The sequence below is a fragment of the Iningainema tapete BLCC-T55 genome, from assembly GCF_014698965.1.
Classification (GTDB): domain Bacteria; phylum Cyanobacteriota; class Cyanobacteriia; order Cyanobacteriales; family Nostocaceae; genus Iningainema; species Iningainema tapete.
In genome coordinates this window covers 27,928-50,542 of sequence record NZ_JACXAE010000085.1, presented here as the reverse complement: position 1 = coordinate 50,542, position 22,615 = coordinate 27,928, and the positions used below count along the sequence as shown (strand labels likewise).

Sequence of the window (22,615 nt, the reverse complement as noted above, 5' to 3'; positions counted from 1 at the left end):
TCAGCACAATCGAAGGAGTTAAATAATGCAATTTAGCCTTTTTTATTTTTCCGGTGATGGTTCATCAACTCAAGCAAACAAGTATAATTTATTTATAGAAGGTGCTAGGTTTGCAGATCAAAATGGGTTTTGTGCAGTTTGGACTCCTGAGCGGCATTTTCACCCTTTTGGAGGACTTTATCCTAACCCATCTTTAACCAGTTCAGCACTGGCAATGCTCACCGAGCGAGTTCAATTACGGGCTGGCAGTGTCGTAATGCCCCTTCACAATCCGGCAAGAGTTGCTGAAGAATGGTCTGTGGTCGATAATTTGTCTAACGGTAGAGTAGCTCTAGCTTTTGCTTCAGGTTGGACAGTGGATGACTTTGTCTTATCTTCAGAAAGTTATGCCAACCGCAAAGAAAATATGTGGCTTGGCATTAAGATTGTCCAGAAGCTTTGGGAAGGTGAGCCAGTTGAACTCCCGGATGTAACTGGAAAAACTTTTCAGGTGAAGACATTTCCAAGACCAATACAGAGTAAACTCCCTACTTGGATTGTTTGTCAATCCTCAGGAACTTTTGTTGAAGCAGGCAAGATGGGTGCTAACGTATTAACCTCTCTTTTAACAGGAACTTTGGAGGACTTAGCCCCCCAAATATCACTGTACCGTGAATCTTTGGCAAAACACGGTCACAACCCTCAAGCGTCCAAGGTAGCAATAATGCTACATACTTTTGTGGGAGAGGATTTTGATACCGTAAAAGAACAAGTGAAAAAACCTTTTTTCAATTACCTAAAGACGCATCTCGATCTACTGGAAAACCTAGCGAAAAGCTTAAACTTAAAAGTTAGTTTAAAGACATTCTCAGCAGCGGATATAGATAGTCTCTTGCTGTTTGCTTACGAAGGTTGGCTGAAAGGAAGAACCTTGATTGGGTCGAAAACTACTTGCTTACAAATGATTGAGCGTTTGCAACAAGCTGGTGTTGACGAAATTGCTTGTCTTATTGACTTTTACTCAGATTTTGATTCAGTGATGACAGGTTTACATTATATCAAAGAGTTGAAGGATATTTGTAACTTTACAAAAGAAAAACTGGTTTCTTTTAGCTGATGTATTACTTCAAATAATCAATTTCTACTAATTAATTTGGGTATAAATTAATGAGTGATTTGTCTAAACAAATTGCCGCGCTCTCTCCAGAGCAACGGGCGCTATTTGAGATGCGACTTAAGCAGAGGAATTTGAGTCCTCTCAAAACTTTAGAGATTTCTCGAAGAAAAGACTCTGAAGATTTGCCTTTATCTTTTGCTCAGCAGCGGCTATGGTTTATTCAGCAGTTATACCCTAACAATAGTACTTACAACGTTTCTAGTGCTTTGCATCTATTGGGTCAACTTAATGTAGCACTGCTAGAACAAGTTTTTACTGAGATTGTCAAGCGTCATGAAACTTTGCGCACAACTTTTACTAATACTGCACAAGGACAACCAATCCAGGTGATTGCGCCAATCCAGAGCGTAACATTATCGATAGTGGATCTCAAGGAAGTATTTGAGACTGAGAAAGAGGTTCAGCGGCTAGTTACTGAAGAAGCTTATCGCCCCTTTGACCTAACAGAGCCATTGCTAAGATTGACTCTTCTACAGTTGGGTGAGACAGAATATGTACTGTTATTGACGACGCATCACATCATTTGCGATCGCTGGTCTTTAGGAGTATTCTTTCGGGAAATCAAAGTACTCTACGAAGCCTTTGCCAGTGGAAAGCCCTCACCACTAACCGAACTCTCAATCCAATATGCAGATTGGACAATTTGGCAACGTCAGTGGCTGCAAGGAAAGACATTAGAGGCTCAACTTACTTACTGGAAGCAGCAGCTTGAGAGCCTCACTGTTTTGGAACTACCCACTGACCGACCTCGACCAGCTTTTCCAACTTACCGAGGTACAACGCTGCCCTTTGTATTACCTAAAACCTTATCAGATGCGCTCAAGGCTCTAAGTGCTAAGGAAGGGGTGACGCTGTTTACGTTATTATTAGCAGCATTTCAGGTTTTGCTGCACAGGTATACAAACCAAGATGACATTGTTGTCGGTACTGATATTGCCAATCGCAATCGAGTAGAAACTGAAGGATTAATTGGGTTTTTGATCAACACCTTAGTGTTGCGCACCAACTTATCTTCTGACCTCACTTTTCGCGAGTTGCTTAATCAGGTTCGCTCTGTAACGCTAGGGGCATATGCTCACCAAGATGTGCCGTTTGAAAAACTGGTGGAAGTCTTGAATCCAAAGCGGAACATTAGCCAAATGATGCCGCTGTTTCAAGTCAAATTTGATTTTCAACAGGCACAAGTAGAACCATTAGAGCTTTCAGGGCTAACAGTAAGTCCCTTGCCATTTACTTTGAAGGCAACGAGGTTTGAACTGCGCTTCAACCTATGGGATACGGAGCCGGGACTGGCAGGACAAGTGGAGTACAGTACCGATCTATTTGATGCTGCTACTATTACTCGAATGGTAGCACACTATCAGACCTTGCTGGAGGCTATTGTTACCAATACCCAACAGCAACTTTGGGAGTTACCATTGTTGACTGATGCCGAACAGTATCAGTTACTTCATGAATGGAATGATACCCAGGTTGAATATCCACAATCTCAGTGCATTTATCAGTTGTTTGAGTCTCAAGTAGAACATACACCCGATGCTGTAGCAGTGGTGTTTGAAGATCAACAGCTGACATACCGGGAACTGAACGCAAGGGCAAATCAACTGGCGCACTACCTGCGATCGCTAGGAGTGGGACCAGAGGTGCTAGTAGGAATTTGTGTTGAGCGATCCCCAGAGATGTTGATCGGACTTTTGGGCATTCTTAAAGCTGGTGGCGCATATGTACCCCTGGACCCAGCTTATCCGCAAGAGCGCTTAGCTTTCATGCTAGCAGACGCTCAAATTCCGGTATTGTTAACTCAAGAAAAGTTAGTATCGACCTTACCAGAACATCAAGCTCAGATAGTATGCTTGGACACTGACTGGATGGAAATTGCTCAACTAAGCACTTTTAATCCCACCAACACAGTCACCACTGAAAATCTGGCATATGTAATTTACACCTCCGGTTCAACCGGGCAACCGAAAGGAGTGCAAATTCCTCACAGCGCGGTGGTTAATTTCTTAAGTACCATGCGCCAAACTCCAGGGTTGACTCAAGAAGATATTCTCCTATCCGTCACCACATTATCCTTTGATATTGCAGCATTAGAAATATACTTACCGCTAATTGTTGGCGCTCGTTTATTACTAGTTAGTCGTGAAGTCGCAACTGACGGAATCCAGTTATTAGAACACTTAACCACTTCTGATGCTACAGTCATGCAAGCCACCCCTGCCACTTGGCGAATGTTGCTAGCTGCTGGGTGGCAGGACAAATTGCCATTGAAAATCCTTTGCGGCGGTGAAGCTCTGGAGCGTTCCCTTGCCAATCAGTTGCTCTCGCTTGGAACAGAAGTTTGGAACTTATATGGTCCAACGGAAACCACAATTTGGTCAGCGGTGCAAAAAATAGAAAGCCACAAGGAGCTACAACCAGAAGCCATTGTTTCTATTGGTCACCCGATTGCCAACACGCAATTTTACATCCTCGACTCACACCAAAAATTAGTTCCAATTGGAGTCAGAGGTGAATTGCATATCGGTGGTGCTGGGCTAGCTCGTGGTTATTTGCATCGACCAGAACTTACAGCCCAAAAATTTATCCCAAACCCCTTCGACAAAGAGTCGCGATCGCGTCTGTACAAGACAGGAGACTTAGTTCGCTACCGACCAGAAGGAACCATAGAATTTTTAGGGCGGATTGACAATCAGGTAAAAATCCGGGGCTTCCGCATTGAATTGGGAGAAATTGAAGCACTCCTGTGCCAACATCCAGGGGTGCAGGAGAGTGTGGTTGTGGCTGCAAAAGATAAATCAGGTTCTCAACTTTTAGTAGCCTATGTAGTTTGCCAGCCAGAGCAGGTATTGACAATTGCCCAGTTGCGCCACCTTCTAGAGTCTAAGTTGCCAAATTATATGGTGCCAAAGACTTTTGTGATGCTAGAGGCGCTACCCTTGACGCCTAACGGCAAAGTAGATCGGCGATCGCTGCCAGTACCTGATCTCACACAGCTAAAGCCCGAATTTGTGGCTCCAAGCACCCCTGTTGAAGAAATGCTAGCTGGGATCTGGGCAGAGGTACTTGGTATTGAGGTTGGCATTTACGACAACTTCTTCGAGTTAGGCGGACATTCCTTACTGGCAACTCGTGTCATTTCTCAAGTGCGGCAAATCTTTGCCATAGAGCTTCCCTTGCGTCAACTGTTTGAAAAGCCCACTGTAGCAGAGTTAGCCTCATACATTGAAATAGCCACTCAAGCAGGGTTAAGACCAGAAGTACCACCCATTGAGCGGATTTCCAGGGATGGAGAAATACCTGTATCCTTTGCACAACAGCGATTATGGTTCCTCACTCAGTTAGAGCCAGAAAGCCCCTTCTACAATATACCTGGTGCTGTTCGCTTACAAGGACAACTGAACATAGCTGCATTCTCAGAGAGTCTCAACGAAATTATGCGCCGTCACGAAGCCTTGCGAACTAATTTCAAGACAGTAGAAGGGCGTCCCGTGGCATTCATAAGCGCAGTAACACAGTTACGCTTACCAATGATCGACCTAAGTGAGTTACCTTTTGCGCAAAGAGAAGCCGAAGTATACCGTGAGGCATTGGCAGAGGCGCAACAGCCTTTTGACCTCAATAGCGCTCCTCTGCTGCGAGTGAAATTACTGCGGTTGGGTGAACAAGAGTATATAGCGCTATTTACAATGCACCACATTGCCTCTGATGGTTGGTCAATAGGCGTACTAGTGCGTGAGGTGGCAGCACTTTATCAAGCCTTTTCTACTGGGCAACCCTCACCCCTAAGAGAACTGCCAATTCAGTATGCAGACTTTGCGGCTTGGCAACGGCAGTGGTTAAAGACAGAGGTACTAGAATCCCAGCTTTCTTACTGGCGGCTTCAGTTAGATGGCGCACCCGCAGTGTTAGAATTACCTACTGACCACCCACGACCTGTAGTTGGGACTTTCCGGGGTAGCACTTATTCTTTCGAGCTATCTCAACAACTATCTGTTGCACTCAAAACTTTGAGTCAGCAGGAGAAAAGCACTTTGTTTATGACCCTGTTAGCAGCCTTCAAAATTTTGCTAGGGGGCTACACAGTCCGTGAGGATATTGTGGTGGGTTCCCCCATCGCCAACCGTAACTATGCAGAAATAGAAGGGTTAATTGGTTTTTTTGTCAATATTTTAGTGTTGCGTACTCAATTATCTGGCAATCCTACCTTCCGAGAGCTTCTGCATCGTGTGCGTGAAGTGGCATTAGGAGCATATGCTCACCAAGATTTGCCGTTTGAGCAACTTGTAGAACAACTACAGCCGCAGCGATCGCTCTCGTACACGCCTCTATTTCAGGTGATGTTTGTGCTTCAAAATGCACCAATGTCGGTGTTAGAGTTATCAGGTTTGACTTTAAGTCCTGTGGAGAGCCATACTAGCACTGCGAAGTTTGATTTGACTCTATACATCAAAGAAACAGCAGGGCAACTAGTTGCAACTTGGGAGTATAATACTGACTTATTCGCGGCACAGACCATACACCGGATGGCAGGACATTTTCAGATCTTGTTAGAGGGTATTGTCGCCAATCCCGATCAGCATATTTGGGAATTACCACTTTTGACTAAAGCTGAGCGTAAGACGCTGTTGATTGAGTGGAATAACACTTTTGCTGAATATCCCCAAGATACATGCATTCATCAACTTTTTGAGAGCTTTGTAGAGCGTACACCAGAAGCCATCGCAGTAGTATTTGGTACAGATACAATAACCTACAGAGAATTAAATACAAAGGCAAATCAACTAGCACATTACCTCAGAAAACAAGGTGTCAAACCAGAAGTACTAGTGGGCATTTGTGTAGAGCGATCGCTCTTAATGATGATTGGACTATTGGGCATCCTCAAAGCAGGGGGCGCATACGTACCTCTAGACCCAGCATATCCGCAAGAACGCTTAGCTTTCATGTTAGAAGATACACAACTGCCAGTACTACTGACGACGGCGCAGTTAGTCAACCCGGAACATCAAGCACAAGTAGTTTACCTCGATACTGACTGGGATAGTATCGCTTTGGAAAGCCAACACAATCCCATCAATTATACAAAAGATGATAATCTGGCATATGTGATTTATACCTCTGGCTCCACAGGTAAACCTAAGGGAGTTTGTGGTTTGCATCGCGGTGCAGTTAATCGTTTTCACTGGATGTGGCAAAAGTATCCATTTACACAAGGTGAGGTTTGCTGCCAAAAGACATCCTTAAACTTTGTCGATTCGGTATGGGAAATTTTTGGACCCTTACTACAAGGAATTCCGACAGTAATTGTGCCAGATAGGGTTGTATTAGATCCGCAACAATTTGTGGCAACCCTTGCCCAGCATAACGTCACTCGCCTAGTACTTGTACCCTCGTTGCTACGTATGCTTTTGGATACTGAAGACTTACAGCTGCGGCTACCTAAATTAAAGCTATGGGTGACAAGTGGAGAAGCACTTTCCATTGATTTACTACAGAAATTTCGTCTAGTGATGCCAAACAGTACTCTGTTAAACCTTTACGGTTCATCAGAAGTGTCGGCTGATGTCACCTGCCACAGCATTAGTTTTCAGGAAGAAAGAAACAGCGTTGTGATCGGTCGTCCAATTGCCAATACACAAGTTTATGTTCTCAATCAGCACATGCAACCTGTTCCGATTGGCATACCTGGAGAATTGCACATTGGTGGTGCTGGACTAGCTAGAGGTTATTTAAACCGTCCTAATCTAACGAACGAGCGGTTTATCCCCAATCCCTTCACCGACTTTGAATTGAATGGGTGTTTATACAAAACAGGCGATCGCTGCCGCTATCTTCCAAATGGCGATCTAGAGTACTTGGGACGCATCGACTACCAAGTGAAGATTCGCGGTTTCCGCATTGAGTTGGGAGAAATTGAAGCGGTGCTAGCTCAACATCCAGACGTGCGCGAGAGTGTGGTTGTGGCTCACTCCGATGAATCAGGTTCTCAACTTTTAGTAGCCTATGTAGTTTGCCAGCCCGAGCAAGTATTGACAATTGCCCAGTTGCGCCACTTTCTAGAGTCTAAGTTGCCAAATTACATGATGCCTGCAGCTTTTGTCTTGCTAGAGACACTACCACTTACACCTAATGGTAAGGTTGATCGTAAGGCACTGCCTGCTCCTGATACAGTACGTCCCGAATTAGAAGCAGTTTATCAACCACCCCAAACCGAGATCGAACAAGCTATTGCTAATATTTGGCAAGAACTTCTTCATATTGAGGATGTGGGAATCTATGATAACTTCTTTGAACTGGGTGGTCATTCATTACTCTTGGTTCAAATTCATAGCAAATTGCAAAAAAGGTTTCAGCGAGATTTTCCTTTGGTGGAAATGTTTCAATACCCAACTATAAGTCATTTAGCCAAATATCTTAGTCAGGAGTCAAGCGAACAAGAGTCTTTTACACAACATAGCGATCGCTCACATTGCAGGACAGCGTCAGTACAGCGTCGAAAACAAGCCAGAAAAGAACATCGTTCAACAAAGCAAAAAGGTGTTTCCTGACAAAGGACGATTGAGACGAGCATTGGCAATATAAAAGTGGAAAAATTATTCAAGGAGACAAGATGACATTAAGCAAACAAGAAATGCAAAATCAAAATTACTTTTTTGAGACAAAGCAAGCATTGCATAATGAAATTAAAGAAAAAGTGATGCAACTATTTGCCGCACCTACTGAGGAAACCTCTATTGAAGAAGAAATAAATGGAATAACCAATAATTTTTCTCAAGATTTTTTAAGCACGACTGATGCTAACACCGATGTTGATTTGGAGTCCTTATTAGAAAAGTTTTCTGATAGCCGAATACCCATTCAACCTGCTCATTTTGAAAGCTATCTCCAATCCTTAGGCAACAATGTTGTTGCTCATTCAATACACACATCTTCGCCGCGATTCATTGGTCATATGACCTCAGCGCTTCCCTGTTTTGTGCGCCCTCTAGCTCAACTGATGACGGCAATGAACCAAAACGCCGTCAAAATAGAGACAGCTAAAGCCCTAAGTTTCTGTGAACGTGAAGCTTTAGCTATGTTGCATCGACTAATATACAACTTGGATGATAATTTTTACGCTCAGCATATTCAAAACAACCTAAGTACACTGGGAATTTTGGTTTCTGGCGGGACAGTGGCAAATATCACGGCGGTTTGGTGTGCCCGAAATGCTTCCTTAGGACCGAAGGATGGTTTTCTTGGCGTAGAAAAAGAAGGCTTAGCTGCAGCCCTAGATTTCTACGGCTACAAAGGGGCAGTGATTATTGGCTCTGACTTGATGCATTTCTCTTTTGATAAAGCTGCTGATTTAATGGGTATTGGTACTCATGGTTTAATTAGAATCCCCACTGACTATCACAATCGAGTTGATATACAGGCGCTGCGCCAAGCTGTTATGGAGTGTCGTGCTAAAAACCTGCTGATCATTGCTATTGTGGGCGTTGCTGGTACCACAGACTCAGGTGGAGTGGATTCACTCTCAGAGATTGCAGAGATTGCGCATGAAGCTCATGTTCATTTTCACGTAGATGCTGCTTGGGGTGGACCACTCATTTTTTCCCAGCAACATCGGCACAAGCTTGCTGGGATCGAACGAGCTGATTCAGTGACTATTGATGGACATAAACAACTATACCTGCCAATGGGCATTGGTATGCTCTTTTTGCGCGATCCGTACATGGCAAAAGCAATCGAAAAGCAAGCAAGCTACACCATGCGTAAGGGGTCATTTGATTTAGGTAAACGTGCTTTAGAAGGTTCTCGACCTGGTATGGCTTTATTTTTACATGCTGGGCTAAATCTAATCGGACTTAAGGGATATGAATTTTTGATTGATGAAGGAATTCGGAAAACTCAATATATGGCAGCTCGTATCTCTACCATGCCTGAGTTTGAGTTGTTAGCAGAACCTGATACTAATTTGCTTCTCTATCGCTATCTTCCTCAACCATTGAGAGAGCTTGTGGCTAAAAAGCAGTTGACTGAAGTTGACAATCAACTCATCAATAAATTTAATGAACGCCTACAGAAAATCCAGCGCCAAATTGGTCATACATTTATCTCACGGACGACAAAAACAATCACATGTTTGGGCAAAGAAACTCCTATCACTGTCATGCGTGCAGTAATTGCCAACCCACTAACTACGGAAGATGATATCAACGCTGTTTTAAACGAACAGATCCAGCTTGCTTCAGAGATTTCAATTTCAACTTTTATATAAGCAAGTACAAAGTTAACTTTGAAAGGTTTTTAGTTATGAATGCGTTAGATAATCTTAATAACTTAAACGCTCAAGACGAAATAGCTATCATCGGTATGGCGGGTCGTTTTCCTGGAGCTAAAAACGTTGATAGTTTTTGGCAAAATATCCAAGATTGTGTAGAGTCTATTTCTTTTTTCACCGATGAGGAACTAGTATCTGCCGGAATAGAATCTACGGTATTTAAAGACCCTCTATATGTAAGAGCGGGCAGTGTTATAAAAGACATAGAGTTATTTGATGCTTCATTCTTCGGCTTTTCTCCCAGAGAAGCAGAAATCACAGATCCACAACACCGTCTTTTCATAGAATGTGTTTGGTCAGCTCTAGAAAATGCTGGCTATGACTCAGAAACATACAGTGGGCAAATAAGTCTTTTTGCGGGCGTCGCTTTTAGTACCTACTTAATTTCTATCTTATATCCTAATCGTAATTTGATAGAGTCAGCCGACAGCTTTCAAATTGCTATTGGAAATGATAAAGACCATTTACCCACACAAGTTTCTTACAAGTTAAACCTGACTGGACCAAGCATTAATGTTCAGACTACCTGCTCCACATCTTTAGTTGCCGTCCACTTAGCTTGTCAAAGTTTGCTCAATGGCGAAAGTGATATTGCTTTGGCAGGTGGCGTTTCGATCAAAGTGCCACAAAAAACTGGTTATCGATATCTTGAAGGAGGAATTAATTCCCCTGATGGACATTGCCGAGCTTTCGATGCAAAAGCTAAGGGAACTATTTTTGGCAACGGTTTGGGTGTCGTGGTGCTGAAGCGACTAGAAGATGCTATTGCCGACGGTGACTTTATTCATGCAATCATCAAAAGTTCAGCTATTAATAACGATGGTTCTTTAAAAGTTGGTTACACAGCTCCGAGTGTTGACGGTCAAAGGGAAGTCATTTTAGAGGCGCTTGCCTTAGCTGGAGTTGAACCAGAGACTATCACGTATATAGAAACTCATGGCACTGGCACTCCGTTAGGAGATCCGATTGAAATCAAAGCTCTGACACAAGCTTTTCGTGCTAGTACCAACAAAAAAAGCTTTTGCGCGATCAGCTCAGTAAAGACTAATGTCGGACATCTGAATACAGCTGCTGGTGTTACAGGGTTAATTAAAACAGTCTTTGCCCTGAAGAATAAACAAATACCACCAAGTTTGCACTTTGAGCAGCCCAATCCCCAAATAGATTTTGCCAATAGTCCGTTCTACGTCAATACCAAGCTGTCGGAGTGGAACACCAACGGAACTCCTCGCCGAGCTGGTGTCAGTTCGTTTGGAATTGGAGGGACTAATGCCCACGTTATCTTAGAAGAACCCCCAGATGTAGAGACGTTCCATGGAACGTCTCTACCATCGCGCCCAAGGCAATTGTTGCTGCTGTCAGCTAAAACCAGTACAGCCCTAGAAACTACTACGGCAAATTTAATTGCTCACCTCCAGCAAAATCCTGATTTAAATGTCGCTGATGTAGCTTACACCCTACAAGTCGGTCGTCGGGCTTTTGATCATCGCCGCATAGTGGTTTGCCGTGACTGCGACGATGCGGTGAAGGCGCTAACTTCGCAACAAGCGCAACGTGTTTTTACTTACCACTACAAACCGGGTCACCGTCCAGTCGTTTTCATGTTTTCCGGACAAGGAGCGCAATATGTAAATATGGGGCGGGAACTGTACGAGGTTGAACCCACATTTCGCAAATATGTGGATACTTGCGCCCAGATTCTCCAACCCCACCTCAATCAAGATATCCGTCATATACTCTACCCTAAAGAACAACAGATTGAAGCAGCTACCCGGCAACTGCAACAGACGGCAATTACCCAACCTGCACTGTTTGTGATCGAATACGCCCTCGCCCAGTTATGGATGGAATGGGGAGTGCGTCCAGAAGCGATGATTGGTCACAGCATCGGGGAATATGTGGCAGCAACAATTGCGGGTGTGTTCTCCCTGCAAGATGCTTTAGCGATTGTGGCAACAAGGGGTAAACTCATGCAACAGTTGCCCACAGGAAGTATGCTTGCTATTCCACTTGGGGAAAAAGATGTGCAATCCCTCATAGAAAATGTAGAGACGTTCCATGAAACGTCTCTACACACTGATAGAATATCTGTACAAATAGCTGCCATTAACAGTCCATCTTCGTGCGTAGTTTCCGGTACACGGGAGGCGATCGCCGGACTCCAAAACCAATTATCATCCAAGGGGATTGAATGTCGGCTGTTGCATACATCTCATGCTTTTCATTCCCACATGATGGAACCCATCTTAGATCCGTTTGTGCAAGCACTGAAAAAAGTTAAGCTAAATTCACCTCGCATTCGCTTCATTTCCAATGTCACTGGTACTTGGATTACAGACGAGCAAGCTACAAATCCCAGCTACTGGAGCCAACATCTACGTCAAACTGTGAGATTTTCAACTGGTATATCTCAACTGTTGCAGCAATTTGAAGGTGTTTTCTTGGAAGTGGGTTCGGGGCGAACCTTAAGCACATTAACAACACAGCACATAAAGCCAGAAGCAAAACAACTAGTGCTGACTTCTTTACGCCATGTCAAAGAGCAACAATCGGATATTAGCTTTTTGTTACAGACATTAGGTCGCTTGTGGCTCTTTGGAGTACAAATAGATTGGTCAAAATTTTATACCCACGAGCAGCGTCATCGTCTGCCTTTACCCACTTATCCCTTTGAACGACAAAGATACTGGATTGATGCAACGCCATCATCTTCTAGTGGTAAGCCAGTAACATTGGACAAAAAACAAGATATTGCCGACTGGTTCTATGTTCCTTCATGGAAACGTTCCTTGCTCCCTCATTCATCCTCCCCGAATCAAAACAAATTTGCTCTCATGCAATGGTTGCTGTTTGTTGATGAGTGTGGGGTGGGTTCTGAGTTAGTTCACAGACTCCAACAGAATGGCTTGAATGTGATTATGGTGAAGGTGGGAGAGCAGTTTACTAAATTTAGTGAGGGAATTTATGCTATTGATCCCCAAAACCGCAATGATTATGATGCGTTGTTCCAAGAACTGATTGCACTGGGTAAGACTCCGCAACACATTGCTCATTTATGGAGTTTGAATACTTTTGGAACTTGTCAACTAGGTAAGTATTTAGAATTTAACAGTTTGCTGTTTTTAACGCAGGCTTTAGATAAGCTCAAGATTAGCGATCGCTTGCAACTGTGGGTTGTATCGAACCAAATTCAAGAAGTCAATGGGAATGAAACTCTCGACCCGGAGAAAGCAACGGTGTTAGGTTTATGTAAGGTTATTCCTCAGGAATATCCTAATATTATTTGCCGGAGTATTGATGTTGTTTTAATGAACCGCATAGCCCCAGGTTTAAACCTGGGGGAAGCGGAGAACGCAGAGGAAGAAAGAGGAGAAGAGGATGATTATGTGATTGACCAAATTATAAAAGAGTTTACGGGTTTGTCCTCTGATTTGGTTGTTGCTTATCGCGATCGCTACCGTTGGGTACAAATGTTTGAGCCATTGCGCTTGGAGTCAGCAGTTGAAGAAAAAACACCATTGAGAAAACAAGGTGTTTACCTATTTGCAGGCGGAATAGAAAGTCTTGGAGTTACTTTGGCAGAATATCTGGCAAAAACTTTACAAGTAAAACTTATATTTATTGAGGATTGGGCTTTTCCAGAAAAGGATGAATTCTCACAATGGCTGGAAAGTCATGCTCAAGAAAATGAGGTAAGTTGCAAAATCAGAAAACTGCTAGCATTGCGCGAGTTGGGTGCAGAAGTTTTGGTGATACGTGCTGATACAACTAATTATGATCAAATGTACCAAAGCCTTGCATTTGAGAATATTGGTCAAATTCATGGGGTTATCTATTCCACTGGAAGAATCCGCGATAATATATTTTGCTCAATTCCAGAAATTGGTAAGATAGGGTTAGAAAAACTGTTTGACTCTCAACTTCATCATATTACTGTATTAGAACAAGCCTTACAGAATAGAAAGTTAGATTTTTGTATCATTATTTCTTCTTTATCTTCGATTTTGGGAGGATTTGGGTTAACTTTATATTCAAGCGTTAACCAGTTAATAGATACCTTTACTCAAAAACATAATCAAACTAATTCTTTATCGTGGTCTATCATAAATTGGGATAAATTGCAACTGAATGCAACCCAAGAACAAAACACACTTGGACAGGTATCTGGATTGGAATTAGCCATCACCGAAACAGAAAGCTTAGAAGTATTTAAACGGATATTCTCTTTAGGAGAGGGAACTCAAGTTGTTATTTCTACTGTAGATATCAAAGCTAGGAGCGAGCGTACATTTAAACGTGATTCTCTACTAGATTCAAAATCTTCCAGTCAAGAAGACTCTTCTTCACGTTATTCCAGATCTAACCTCGGTAATTCCTATGTTGCTCCAACAAACGAGTTAGAAAAACAAATTACCGAAATCTGGCAAGAAGTTCTTGGAATTGCTCAAGTAGGTATTTACGACAATTTTTATGAATTGGGAGGCGACTCCCTCATTGCAACTCAACTAGTTTCTCGATTGCGAGCAAAGTTTCCAGTTGAGTTACCACTGCGTGACCTTTTACGGCAAGCAATGATACCAGTTAAGCAAGCAGAAATGATTGAGCAACTTCTGCTAGATAAAATCGAAGAATTATCCGAAGAGCAAGTAGAAAATCTTCTAGCTAATTAACAATTAACAATTAGCAATGAACAATGGATAAACAATACTCTAATTTATCACCAGCTAAAAAAGCCCTTATGGAAAAATGGAAGGGAGGAAAATTTAAAGCTGATACTATTCCTAAGCGTCAAGTCTCCTCCCATATTCCTTTGTCTTTCTCCCAACAAAGGCTCTGGTTTATTGACCAAATTTACCATGAAAGTTCTTTCTACAATATTTCCAGTGCTTCTCATATAATAGGACTGCTGAATATTACAGCACTTCAGCAAAGTCTCAACGAAATCCTTAAACGACACGAAGTTTTACGCACGGTTTTTGTACTTGTAAATGGAGAGCCAGTTCAGCATATTTTACCCCAATTAACTTGGGATTTACCTATTATCAACCTTGAATATTTGTCGAGTCAAGATTGGGAAACTGAAATTAAACAACTTGCAGCCCAAGAAGCAAAAAAACCCTTTAATTTAGCTAAAGGACCTCTAGTTAGATCAACTTTACTGCGTTTGGGTGAAGAAGAACACGTTTTCCTTTTGACCATGCACCACATTATTACAGATGGATGGTCTGTTGGTGTGTTCATGCAGGAGTTGACAACACTGTATACAGCTTTCTTGTCAAATCAGCCTTCTCCTTTACCTGAAGTTCCTATTCAGTACGCAGATTTTGCAGTTTGGCAGCGCTCACGCCTGCAAGGTGAACTGCTCACAACCCACCTCAATTACTGGAAGCAGCAACTGGGCGATGAACTACCTGTACTACAGTTGCCCACAGATCGTCAACGACCTGCAGTCACTACTTTTGCTGGTGCTAAACAATACTTTACATTCTCAAAGACTCTGACAGATGCACTGAATTATTTAAGCCAGCAAGAAGACTCCACTTTATTTATGACTCTGCTGGCTGCATTTAATATATTGCTATACCACTACACAGACCAAGAAGACATCATAATTGGTTCTCCAATTGCAAATCGGAACCGAACCGAACTAGAAGGGATGCTAGGTTTGTTTGTTAATACTTTGGTATTGCGTAATAACCTCTGTGGTAATCCCAGCTTCCGCGAACTACTACATCGAGTGCGTGAGGTAACTCTCGATGCCTATGCACATCAGGATTTGCCTTTCGAGATGCTTGTAGAAGAATTACAACCCGATCGAGACTTAAGCCGGAATCCACTTTATGAAGTGATGTTTGTCCTGCAGAATACGCCAATTTCTGTACAATCCGTTTCTGGTTTAACCTTACGTAGTTTGCAATTCGATAGCGGTACAGCTCAGTTGGATATTTTTCTGTCGATGTCTGAATCTCAACAGGGATTAACAGGGTTCTTGGAGTACAATACAGATATTTTTGAAGAGGCAACAATCAGCGGATTCATTACTCATTTCCAAGCTTTTTTAGAAAATATTGTTGCTAATCCCGAACAGCGCATTTGTGAATTGTCACCACTCACTGCGCAAGAGCGACAGCAACTATTATTCGAGTGGAATCAGACGAGGACAGATTATCCTCAAGATGCATCTGTTCATCAGCTATTTGAACAGCAGGTTGAGCGCTCGCCGGATGCTTTGGCATTAATTGGGCAAATAGAACAACTCACGTATCGTCAACTTAACCAGAAGGTTAATCAGCTTGCCCATTATTTACAAAAAAAGGGTGTAACAAAAGAAACCCTTGTCGCCATTTGTCTAGAGCGTTCAGTAGAAATGATCGTGGGAATTTTAGCTGTCCTTAAAGCAGGCGGTGCATACATTCCCCTCGATCCAAGTTACCCGGTAGAGCGCCTGAGTTTCATGCTTTCTGATTCTCAAGTGTCATTGGTTATTAGTGATTCGTCATTAGTTGGTGGCGTAGGACAAATGACAAAGGACAAAGGACAAATGACGCTCATCTCCCTAGACAGTGACTGGGAATCGATTGAGCTTGAAAGTCAGGAAAACCCAGTTAGCATCTGTTCAGGTGATCATCTTGCCTATGTTATTTACACTTCTGGTTCCACCGGAACTCCTAAAGGCGTTCAAGGAACTCATCGAGGTACAGTCAATGGTTTGCACTGGTTATGGAAAAGCTATCCTTTTACACCAGAGGAGGTTTGTTGCCAGAAAACAGCTATTAGCTTTGTAGACTCAGTATGGGAGATTTTTACTCCCTTACTTCAAGGAATTCCCACTGTGATTATTCCCGATGCCATTGTACTAGACCCACAACTGTTCGTAGAAACTCTGGCAAATTACAAAGTTACCCGTATCGTACTTGTCCCCTCACTGCTACGCTTACTCCTAGATACCTACAATCATCTCACTAAGAATTTGTCACATCTCAAACTTTGGATAACCAGTGGCGAAGCTCTGTCTGTGAATTTAGCTCAAACTTTCCGAGAATTGATGCCAGGAGCAAAACTAATCAACCTTTACGGCTCATCGGAAGTTTCTGCCAACGTCACTTACTACGACAGCAGTTTATTACCAGAGAAACCAACCAATGTTCCAATCGGTCGCCCTATTGACAATACTCTTGTCTATGTGTTAAATAGCCATTTACAACCAACACCTGTTGGTGTTGTTGGTGAACTGTATATTGGTGGTGATGGATTAGCTTGGGGATATTTGCATCGTCCTGAATTAACTCAGGAACGATTTATCGATAATCCCTTTGTTCCGGAAACCAAATTGTACAAAACAGGTGACTTGGCACGTTATCTCAAAGATGGCAGTCTTGAGTATTTAGGTCGCCGTGATGACCAAGTCAAAATCCGTGGCTTCCGGGTGGAACTGGGAGAAATTGCATATGCGATCGCACAACATCCAGATGTGAAAGAATCTGTCGTCATTGTTCGAGATGATGCTCAAGGCTCAAGGCGTCTCATTGCTTATGTAGTAACAGATAGGCTTGATATAATACCACAGCTAAACAGCTACTTGCAAGATAAACTGCCAAATTACATGAAACCGTCTGCTTTCATCAGATTGGATGCTATACCTCTTACACCAAATGGCAAAGTAGACAAGCGATCTCTTCCAACTGAAGACGCGATCCGACCCTTCGCTGCTCAATCCTTCGTTGCTCCCCGAAATTTTACAGAATTGGCTTTAGTGAAAATTTGGGAAAACCTCCTGAATACTAGCCCTATGGGGGTAACAGATAACTTCTTTGACTTGGGTGGTCATTCATTTTTAGCTGTTCGCTTAATGGCTCGAATTTACGACCGATTTGGTCACAATCTTCCCCTGTCTACTCTGTTTGAAAATCCGACAATTGAAAAACTAGCGACTATTGTCAGTCAGCCAGTTCGTCAGACATCCAATTCTCCTCTGGTATCGATTGAGTCGAATGGTGACAAGATTCCTTTCTTCTGTATGCATGGCGCTGGTGGAGGTGTTCGTCAATACTTTAACTTGTCTAGAAGACTTGGTGAGGACTATCCATTTTATGCCTTGCAACATACCCCTAACCAAGAAGAACCGGAAATTATTTCAGTGGAGGAGACAGCAGCTCGCTACCTTCAAGAAATTCGTCAAGTACAACCGAATGGTCCTTATTTTTTAGGAGGTCATTGTTACGGGGGTGTCGTTGCTTTTGAGATGGCACAACAACTTCAAAGACAGGGTCAAACAGTAGGTTTGTTAGTTGTCATAGATGCCATACTTCCAGAAACAGCCGTTGAACCAGCAGAAGATGACGATGCAAAATTCGTACTTCGCATGGCTAAATCGATCAAAACTAACAATAACATAGATTTTTCAGTTCCTTTTGAGGAACTTCGAGATTTGCCACTGAATGAGCAATTTAATTTAGTGAATAAAAAAGCCAACTTCATCTTTAGCGACACAGAAATTAAGGATTTTCTGCGCTATTACAAACTTTTCAAAATTCATGTTCAAGCCATGCGAGATTATATACCGCAAGTTTATCCTCACTCTATGACTCTCTTTCGAGCTAAAGAGGAAATTATTCATGACTTTGAAAGTCCAGAATTTCATACTGATGACCCCTTGCTAGGTTGGGGCAAATTTTCTAGCCAACCCATACAGGTCATTGAAGTTCCAGGGGATCATTTCTCGATGTTCGTCGAACCTCATATTCAGGAGTTAACCAGACTGTTAAGAATTGCTATTGATAATGCTCTGTGTAGCATGGTGAAAAAAGGGGAGTAAAGAAGACTGATGAAACTACCACCAGGACCGAAAACACCCACTTGGCTACTTGTGCAGCAAATTCAGACTGACCCCTTTGGCTGTTTGGATACCATTTGCAAACGCTATGGCGACATCTTCACCTTTAAGCCTATTTCTACACCACTAGTGTCCGTTAGCCATCCTTTAGGGATCAAGCAAATTTTCACCAATACCAAAGAAATCACTGCATCCGGTGCATTAAACCGGAGTTTCGCTCTGATCACAGGAAAACAAGGAGTCCTTCAACTTGATGGCTTACGCCACAAACATCGGCGCAAGCTCTTAATGCCCGCTTTTCACGGAGAGCGGATGCAAGCCTGTGGGCAACGTATCTGCGAACTCACAGAAAAAATTATGAGTCAACAGGAAATCGGGAAACCTTTTGTTGCTTATTCTACCATTGAAGATATAACATTGCGGGTGAGTATAGAGGTTGTCTTAGGCTTACATGAAGGAGAACGCTATAACAAAATCAAGCATCTATTTGCTTCGATGATTAAATATGTACAATTTCCCATCATCAAGATGCTGAGAAATCTTCCCTTTGGACGAAGAGATTTCGGTCGATGGAGTCCACAGGGATATCTGCTTCACCTCCGGCATGAGCTTTTCCAACTGCTGTATGCTGAAGTTCAAGAACGTCGCAAACAAGCAGATTCCTCACACAATAATATACTTTGCGATCTGATCAAAGCCTCTGATGAAACAGGTGAACCATTAAGCGATGAAGAGGTACGCGACCTTCTATTATCGCCCATATTTGCCGCTCAAGATGCTTCCGCAACTGCGATCGCTTGGTCATTATACTGGATTCACCGTTTGCCTGATGTACGAGCGCGACTGCTTGAGGAACTCGACAGCCTTGGTACACCAGATCCAATGAGTATTGTTGCACTACCTTACCTCAGTGCAGTTTGTAACGAAACTTTGCGGATTTCCCCTGCTCAGTTATTTACATTTCCAAGGTTGATAGAGTCTCCAGTTAATATGATGGGATATCAGTTGAGTCCAGGAACAGTGCTCGTTGGCAATATTTATTCGACGCATCAGCGGGAAGATTTATACCCGGAGCCGAAACAATTTAAACCAGAGCGCTTTCTGGAAAAACAATTCTCGAACTATGAATTTCTGCCATTTGGCGGCGGTACTCGTAGTTGTATTGGTGGAACTTTTGCTTTATTTGAAATGAAGCTTGTGTTGGCGACGATTCTCTCGCACTATGAATTAGCGCTCTTTTACAAACGAGCAGAGAAACCAAAGTTTGGAGGTCTGATTTGTTACCCAGGGAGTGGCGTGAAAATGCTTATGCACGGTAGGCGTCAGAATCAAGGAAAGTTACAGCCATCGGTTGAATGTTCAATTTAACAAGCATACCGATAATTAAACAATTACCAATAAAAAATACAAATGAAACTACCTCCAGGACCAAAAGCTTCTTTTCGGTTGCTGAGCCGTCAATTTAAGACTGATCCCCTTGGTTTAATGGATACTATGAGTGATCGCTATGGTGACATTTTCACCATTATGGCAGGTTCTACACCTTTAGTCATAGTCAGCAACCCACAGGGGATAAAACAGATTTTTACCAGTGCCAAAGAAATTATAGCTTCTGGTAAACTGAACCAAGGTGCTGCCCCCTTAGTCGGTTTCAACGGATTACTCATGCTTGATGGCTTGCGCCACAAACATCGGCGTCAGTTGTTGATGCCTCCCCTACATGGAAATCGGGTGCAAGCATACGGGCAGCGTATCTGTCAAGTGTCAGAGAAAGTCATGAACGATCTGGCGATCGCTAAATCTTTTTATGCCTACCCTACTGTGCAAAAAATTACCCTAGAGGTAATATTGCAAGCTTTGTTTGGATTGCATGAGGGAGAACGTTACGAACAATTTAGACAACTTCTAACCAATTTATTAAGTTTTGCCCGGTCTCGGTGGCTGGAATTAACCCTGTCCTATCCCTTACTACAACAAGATTTAGGTCGGTGGAGTCCGTGGGGATACTGGCAAAACCTCCAGCGACAATTTGACAAACTACTCTACACCGAAATTGAAGAACGTCGAGCGATCACCTCCCCCTCACGTACTGATGTACTCTCTGAACTCGTGTTTGCTCGCGATGAAACTGGTCAACCGATAACCAATCAAGATATACGGGATTTGTTCCCATCATTGCTATTTGGTGGTCAGGATGCGTCAGCCACTGCCATCACTTGGTCATTGTACTGGATTCATCGTTTACCTAATGTTCGCAAAAGATTGCTAGAAGAACTAAATACACTTGGTGAATGCCCAGATCCAATGAGCATTGTCGGACTACCCTACCTCAGTGCTGTTTGTAATGAAGTACTAAGAATTTACCCAACTCAGGTAGTCACATTTCCACGACTTGTAGAATCACCAATTAAGGTGATGGGCTACGAATTGAGTCCTGGTACAGTAACCAGAGGCTCTATTTATCTGACACATCAGCGTGAAGACTTATACCCACAACCAAAGCAATTCAAGCCAGAGCGCTTTATGGAGCGACAATACTCTCCCTATGAATTTTTACCATTTGGGGGGGGTGCGCGTCGCTGTCCGGGCGAAGTTTTGGCAATGTTTGAAATGAAGCTAGTTTTAGCAACAATTCTCTCACGCTATCAACTAATGCTAGCAAATGAAAAAACAGTGGAAAAACCCAAAGCTAGAGGTGTTAACTATCCCCCTGCTAGTGGTTTGAAGATGGTAATGATCGGGGATCGTGTCAGCCGATTGGTCAAGGTTAAGTAAAAAGTTGCAAGCAATACCATGCAATTTGTATTAATTCATTAAACCCAATTCAATTACAAATATAACTAATGACTAAAAAGCTACAACCCAATATTACAAATGAAATCCTCAATGGTGATTTGATTAAACTGATGTTTAAATTATCTATTCCCGGTATTATGGGAATGCTGCTAATTGGCTTGAATACTTTTGTTGATGCTTTATGTGCAGGACAACTTATTGGTGAAACTGCTTTGGCAGCTATCTCTCTAGCTATACCACTCACGTCTATTGTCATTGGATGTGCCATGTCAGTCGGAGTGGGTTCAGCCTCAGTTCTCAGTCAAGCCATTGGTTCGGGAGATACCAAAACTCAATCAAAAATATTTGGTAATCTAATAATTATAAGTGTCATTGTCTCTTCTTTGCTCACCATTTTGGGATACAGTTTTGGCAAAGAACTAATTGCGCTTATGGGAGGAGAGGGTGAAGTTGCTTCTTATGGAGCAGACTTCTTTAAAACCTATATGTTAAGTTCAATATTTTTGGTCATAGCAGTATCTTCTAGTCAATTAATTAAAGCTGAAGGTAAAATCGCTCTTGCAACATTATTTGCTGGAATTTATGTAATAGTTAATTGCATTTTAAATCCTATATTTGTCCTTTCTTTTAACTTAGGAATTCAGGGAATAGCTCTTGCTACAGTTGTATCGGCAATAGTTTATTCTCTGATTAATTGTTCATACTTTTTTTGCGGAAAAAGTTCTATTCCAGTAAATCCTAAAAAGTTGACTCTCTCACTAGATTTACTGCCAGCCATCTTATCAGTAGGTGGAGCGGTAATGTTCATGCAAGTTGTGGGCATAGTTCAACAGATTGTGCTTTTTAAAGCATTTGCTCACTATGGAACAGATAGTGACATTGCCTTTGGCGGAGCAACAATCAGGTTGTTTGCCTTGGTAACTACTCCTTTATATGGGTTTGTGCAAGCCCTAAATCCAGTAATTGGTATGAGTTATGGAGCCAGAGATTATAAAAGAATCAAGAATGCATACTTGACTTTTGCAGTGGGTGGAAGTGTTTTTTTAATCCTCTTATGGATACCTCTACAATTAGAGCCAAAAATGTTTCTTCGCTGGTTAATTCCAGATTTTAATTTTACTTACAATGATTTGCTAAACTTTCGCATTGTGATTTTTTTTATACCGATTAGTTCTTTTATATCATGTAGTATAGCTTTATTTCAATCTATAGGTAATGGAAAAATTGTCGGATTTATTACCATTTTAAAACAAATAATTTTATTTGTACCAATGGTATTAATTCTCCCAATATTTTTTGGAGTAAATGGAATTTACTATAGTGCAGCTTTTGTAGAAATAGTAGCTTCTCTAATAGTTGCTGTTGTAACATGGAGAGAGTTAAGAAAAGTTTATTTTAAACTCATCGCCTAAAATGAAGAAAAGCTAAATTATAAAAATAAAAGTTAACTTGTTGAAAAAGTATATAATTGTACAAGACATAACCCATTAACTAATTGGAG

The 22,615-nt window shown here is 42.2% G+C and carries 8 protein-coding genes; all 8 read left to right on the top strand.

The genetic code is table 11. The annotated features are described in order from the left end of the window. The first annotated feature begins 25 nt into the window (after window positions 1-25). The gene (locus ICL16_RS27915) at window positions 26-1,096 is read left to right on the top strand and encodes an LLM class flavin-dependent oxidoreductase (protein ID WP_190834677.1); all 1,071 of its coding nucleotides are present in this window, start codon (window positions 26-28) and stop codon (window positions 1,094-1,096) included. Between the two features lie 50 nt (window positions 1,097-1,146). Continuing rightward, window positions 1,147-7,707: a non-ribosomal peptide synthetase gene (locus ICL16_RS27910; RefSeq protein WP_190834675.1), complete on the top strand. Its 6,561-nt coding sequence runs from the start codon at window positions 1,147-1,149 to the stop codon at window positions 7,705-7,707. A gap of 62 nt (window positions 7,708-7,769) precedes the next feature. Further along, entirely contained in the window at window positions 7,770-9,422 is a 1,653-nt protein-coding gene (gene panP, locus ICL16_RS27905) for a pyridoxal-dependent aspartate 1-decarboxylase PanP (protein ID WP_190834673.1), read from the top strand. Window positions 9,423-9,457: 35 nt separating this feature from the next. Continuing rightward, on the top strand, window positions 9,458-14,155 hold the full coding sequence (locus ICL16_RS27900; protein ID WP_190834671.1) for a type I polyketide synthase: 4,698 nt from the start codon (window positions 9,458-9,460) through the stop codon (window positions 14,153-14,155). Window positions 14,156-14,178: 23 nt separating this feature from the next. Next, window positions 14,179-18,300 carry a non-ribosomal peptide synthetase gene (locus ICL16_RS27895; RefSeq protein ID WP_190834669.1) on the top strand — a complete coding sequence of 1,374 codons (4,122 nt, stop codon included), beginning with the start codon at window positions 14,179-14,181 and terminating at the stop codon, window positions 18,298-18,300. 9 nt (window positions 18,301-18,309) lie between these two features. After that, on the top strand, window positions 18,310-19,686 hold the full coding sequence (locus ICL16_RS27890) for a cytochrome P450 (RefSeq protein WP_190834667.1): 1,377 nt from the start codon (window positions 18,310-18,312) through the stop codon (window positions 19,684-19,686). 42 nt (window positions 19,687-19,728) lie between these two features. Beyond that, a complete protein-coding gene (locus ICL16_RS27885) occupies window positions 19,729-21,093 on the top strand; it encodes a cytochrome P450 (protein WP_190834665.1) in 1,365 nt (454 codons plus the stop codon). 68 nt (window positions 21,094-21,161) lie between these two features. Next, window positions 21,162-22,526 carry an MATE family efflux transporter gene (locus ICL16_RS27880; protein WP_190834663.1) on the top strand — a complete coding sequence of 455 codons (1,365 nt, stop codon included), beginning with the start codon at window positions 21,162-21,164 and terminating at the stop codon, window positions 22,524-22,526. Window positions 22,527-22,615 lie beyond the last annotated feature (89 nt).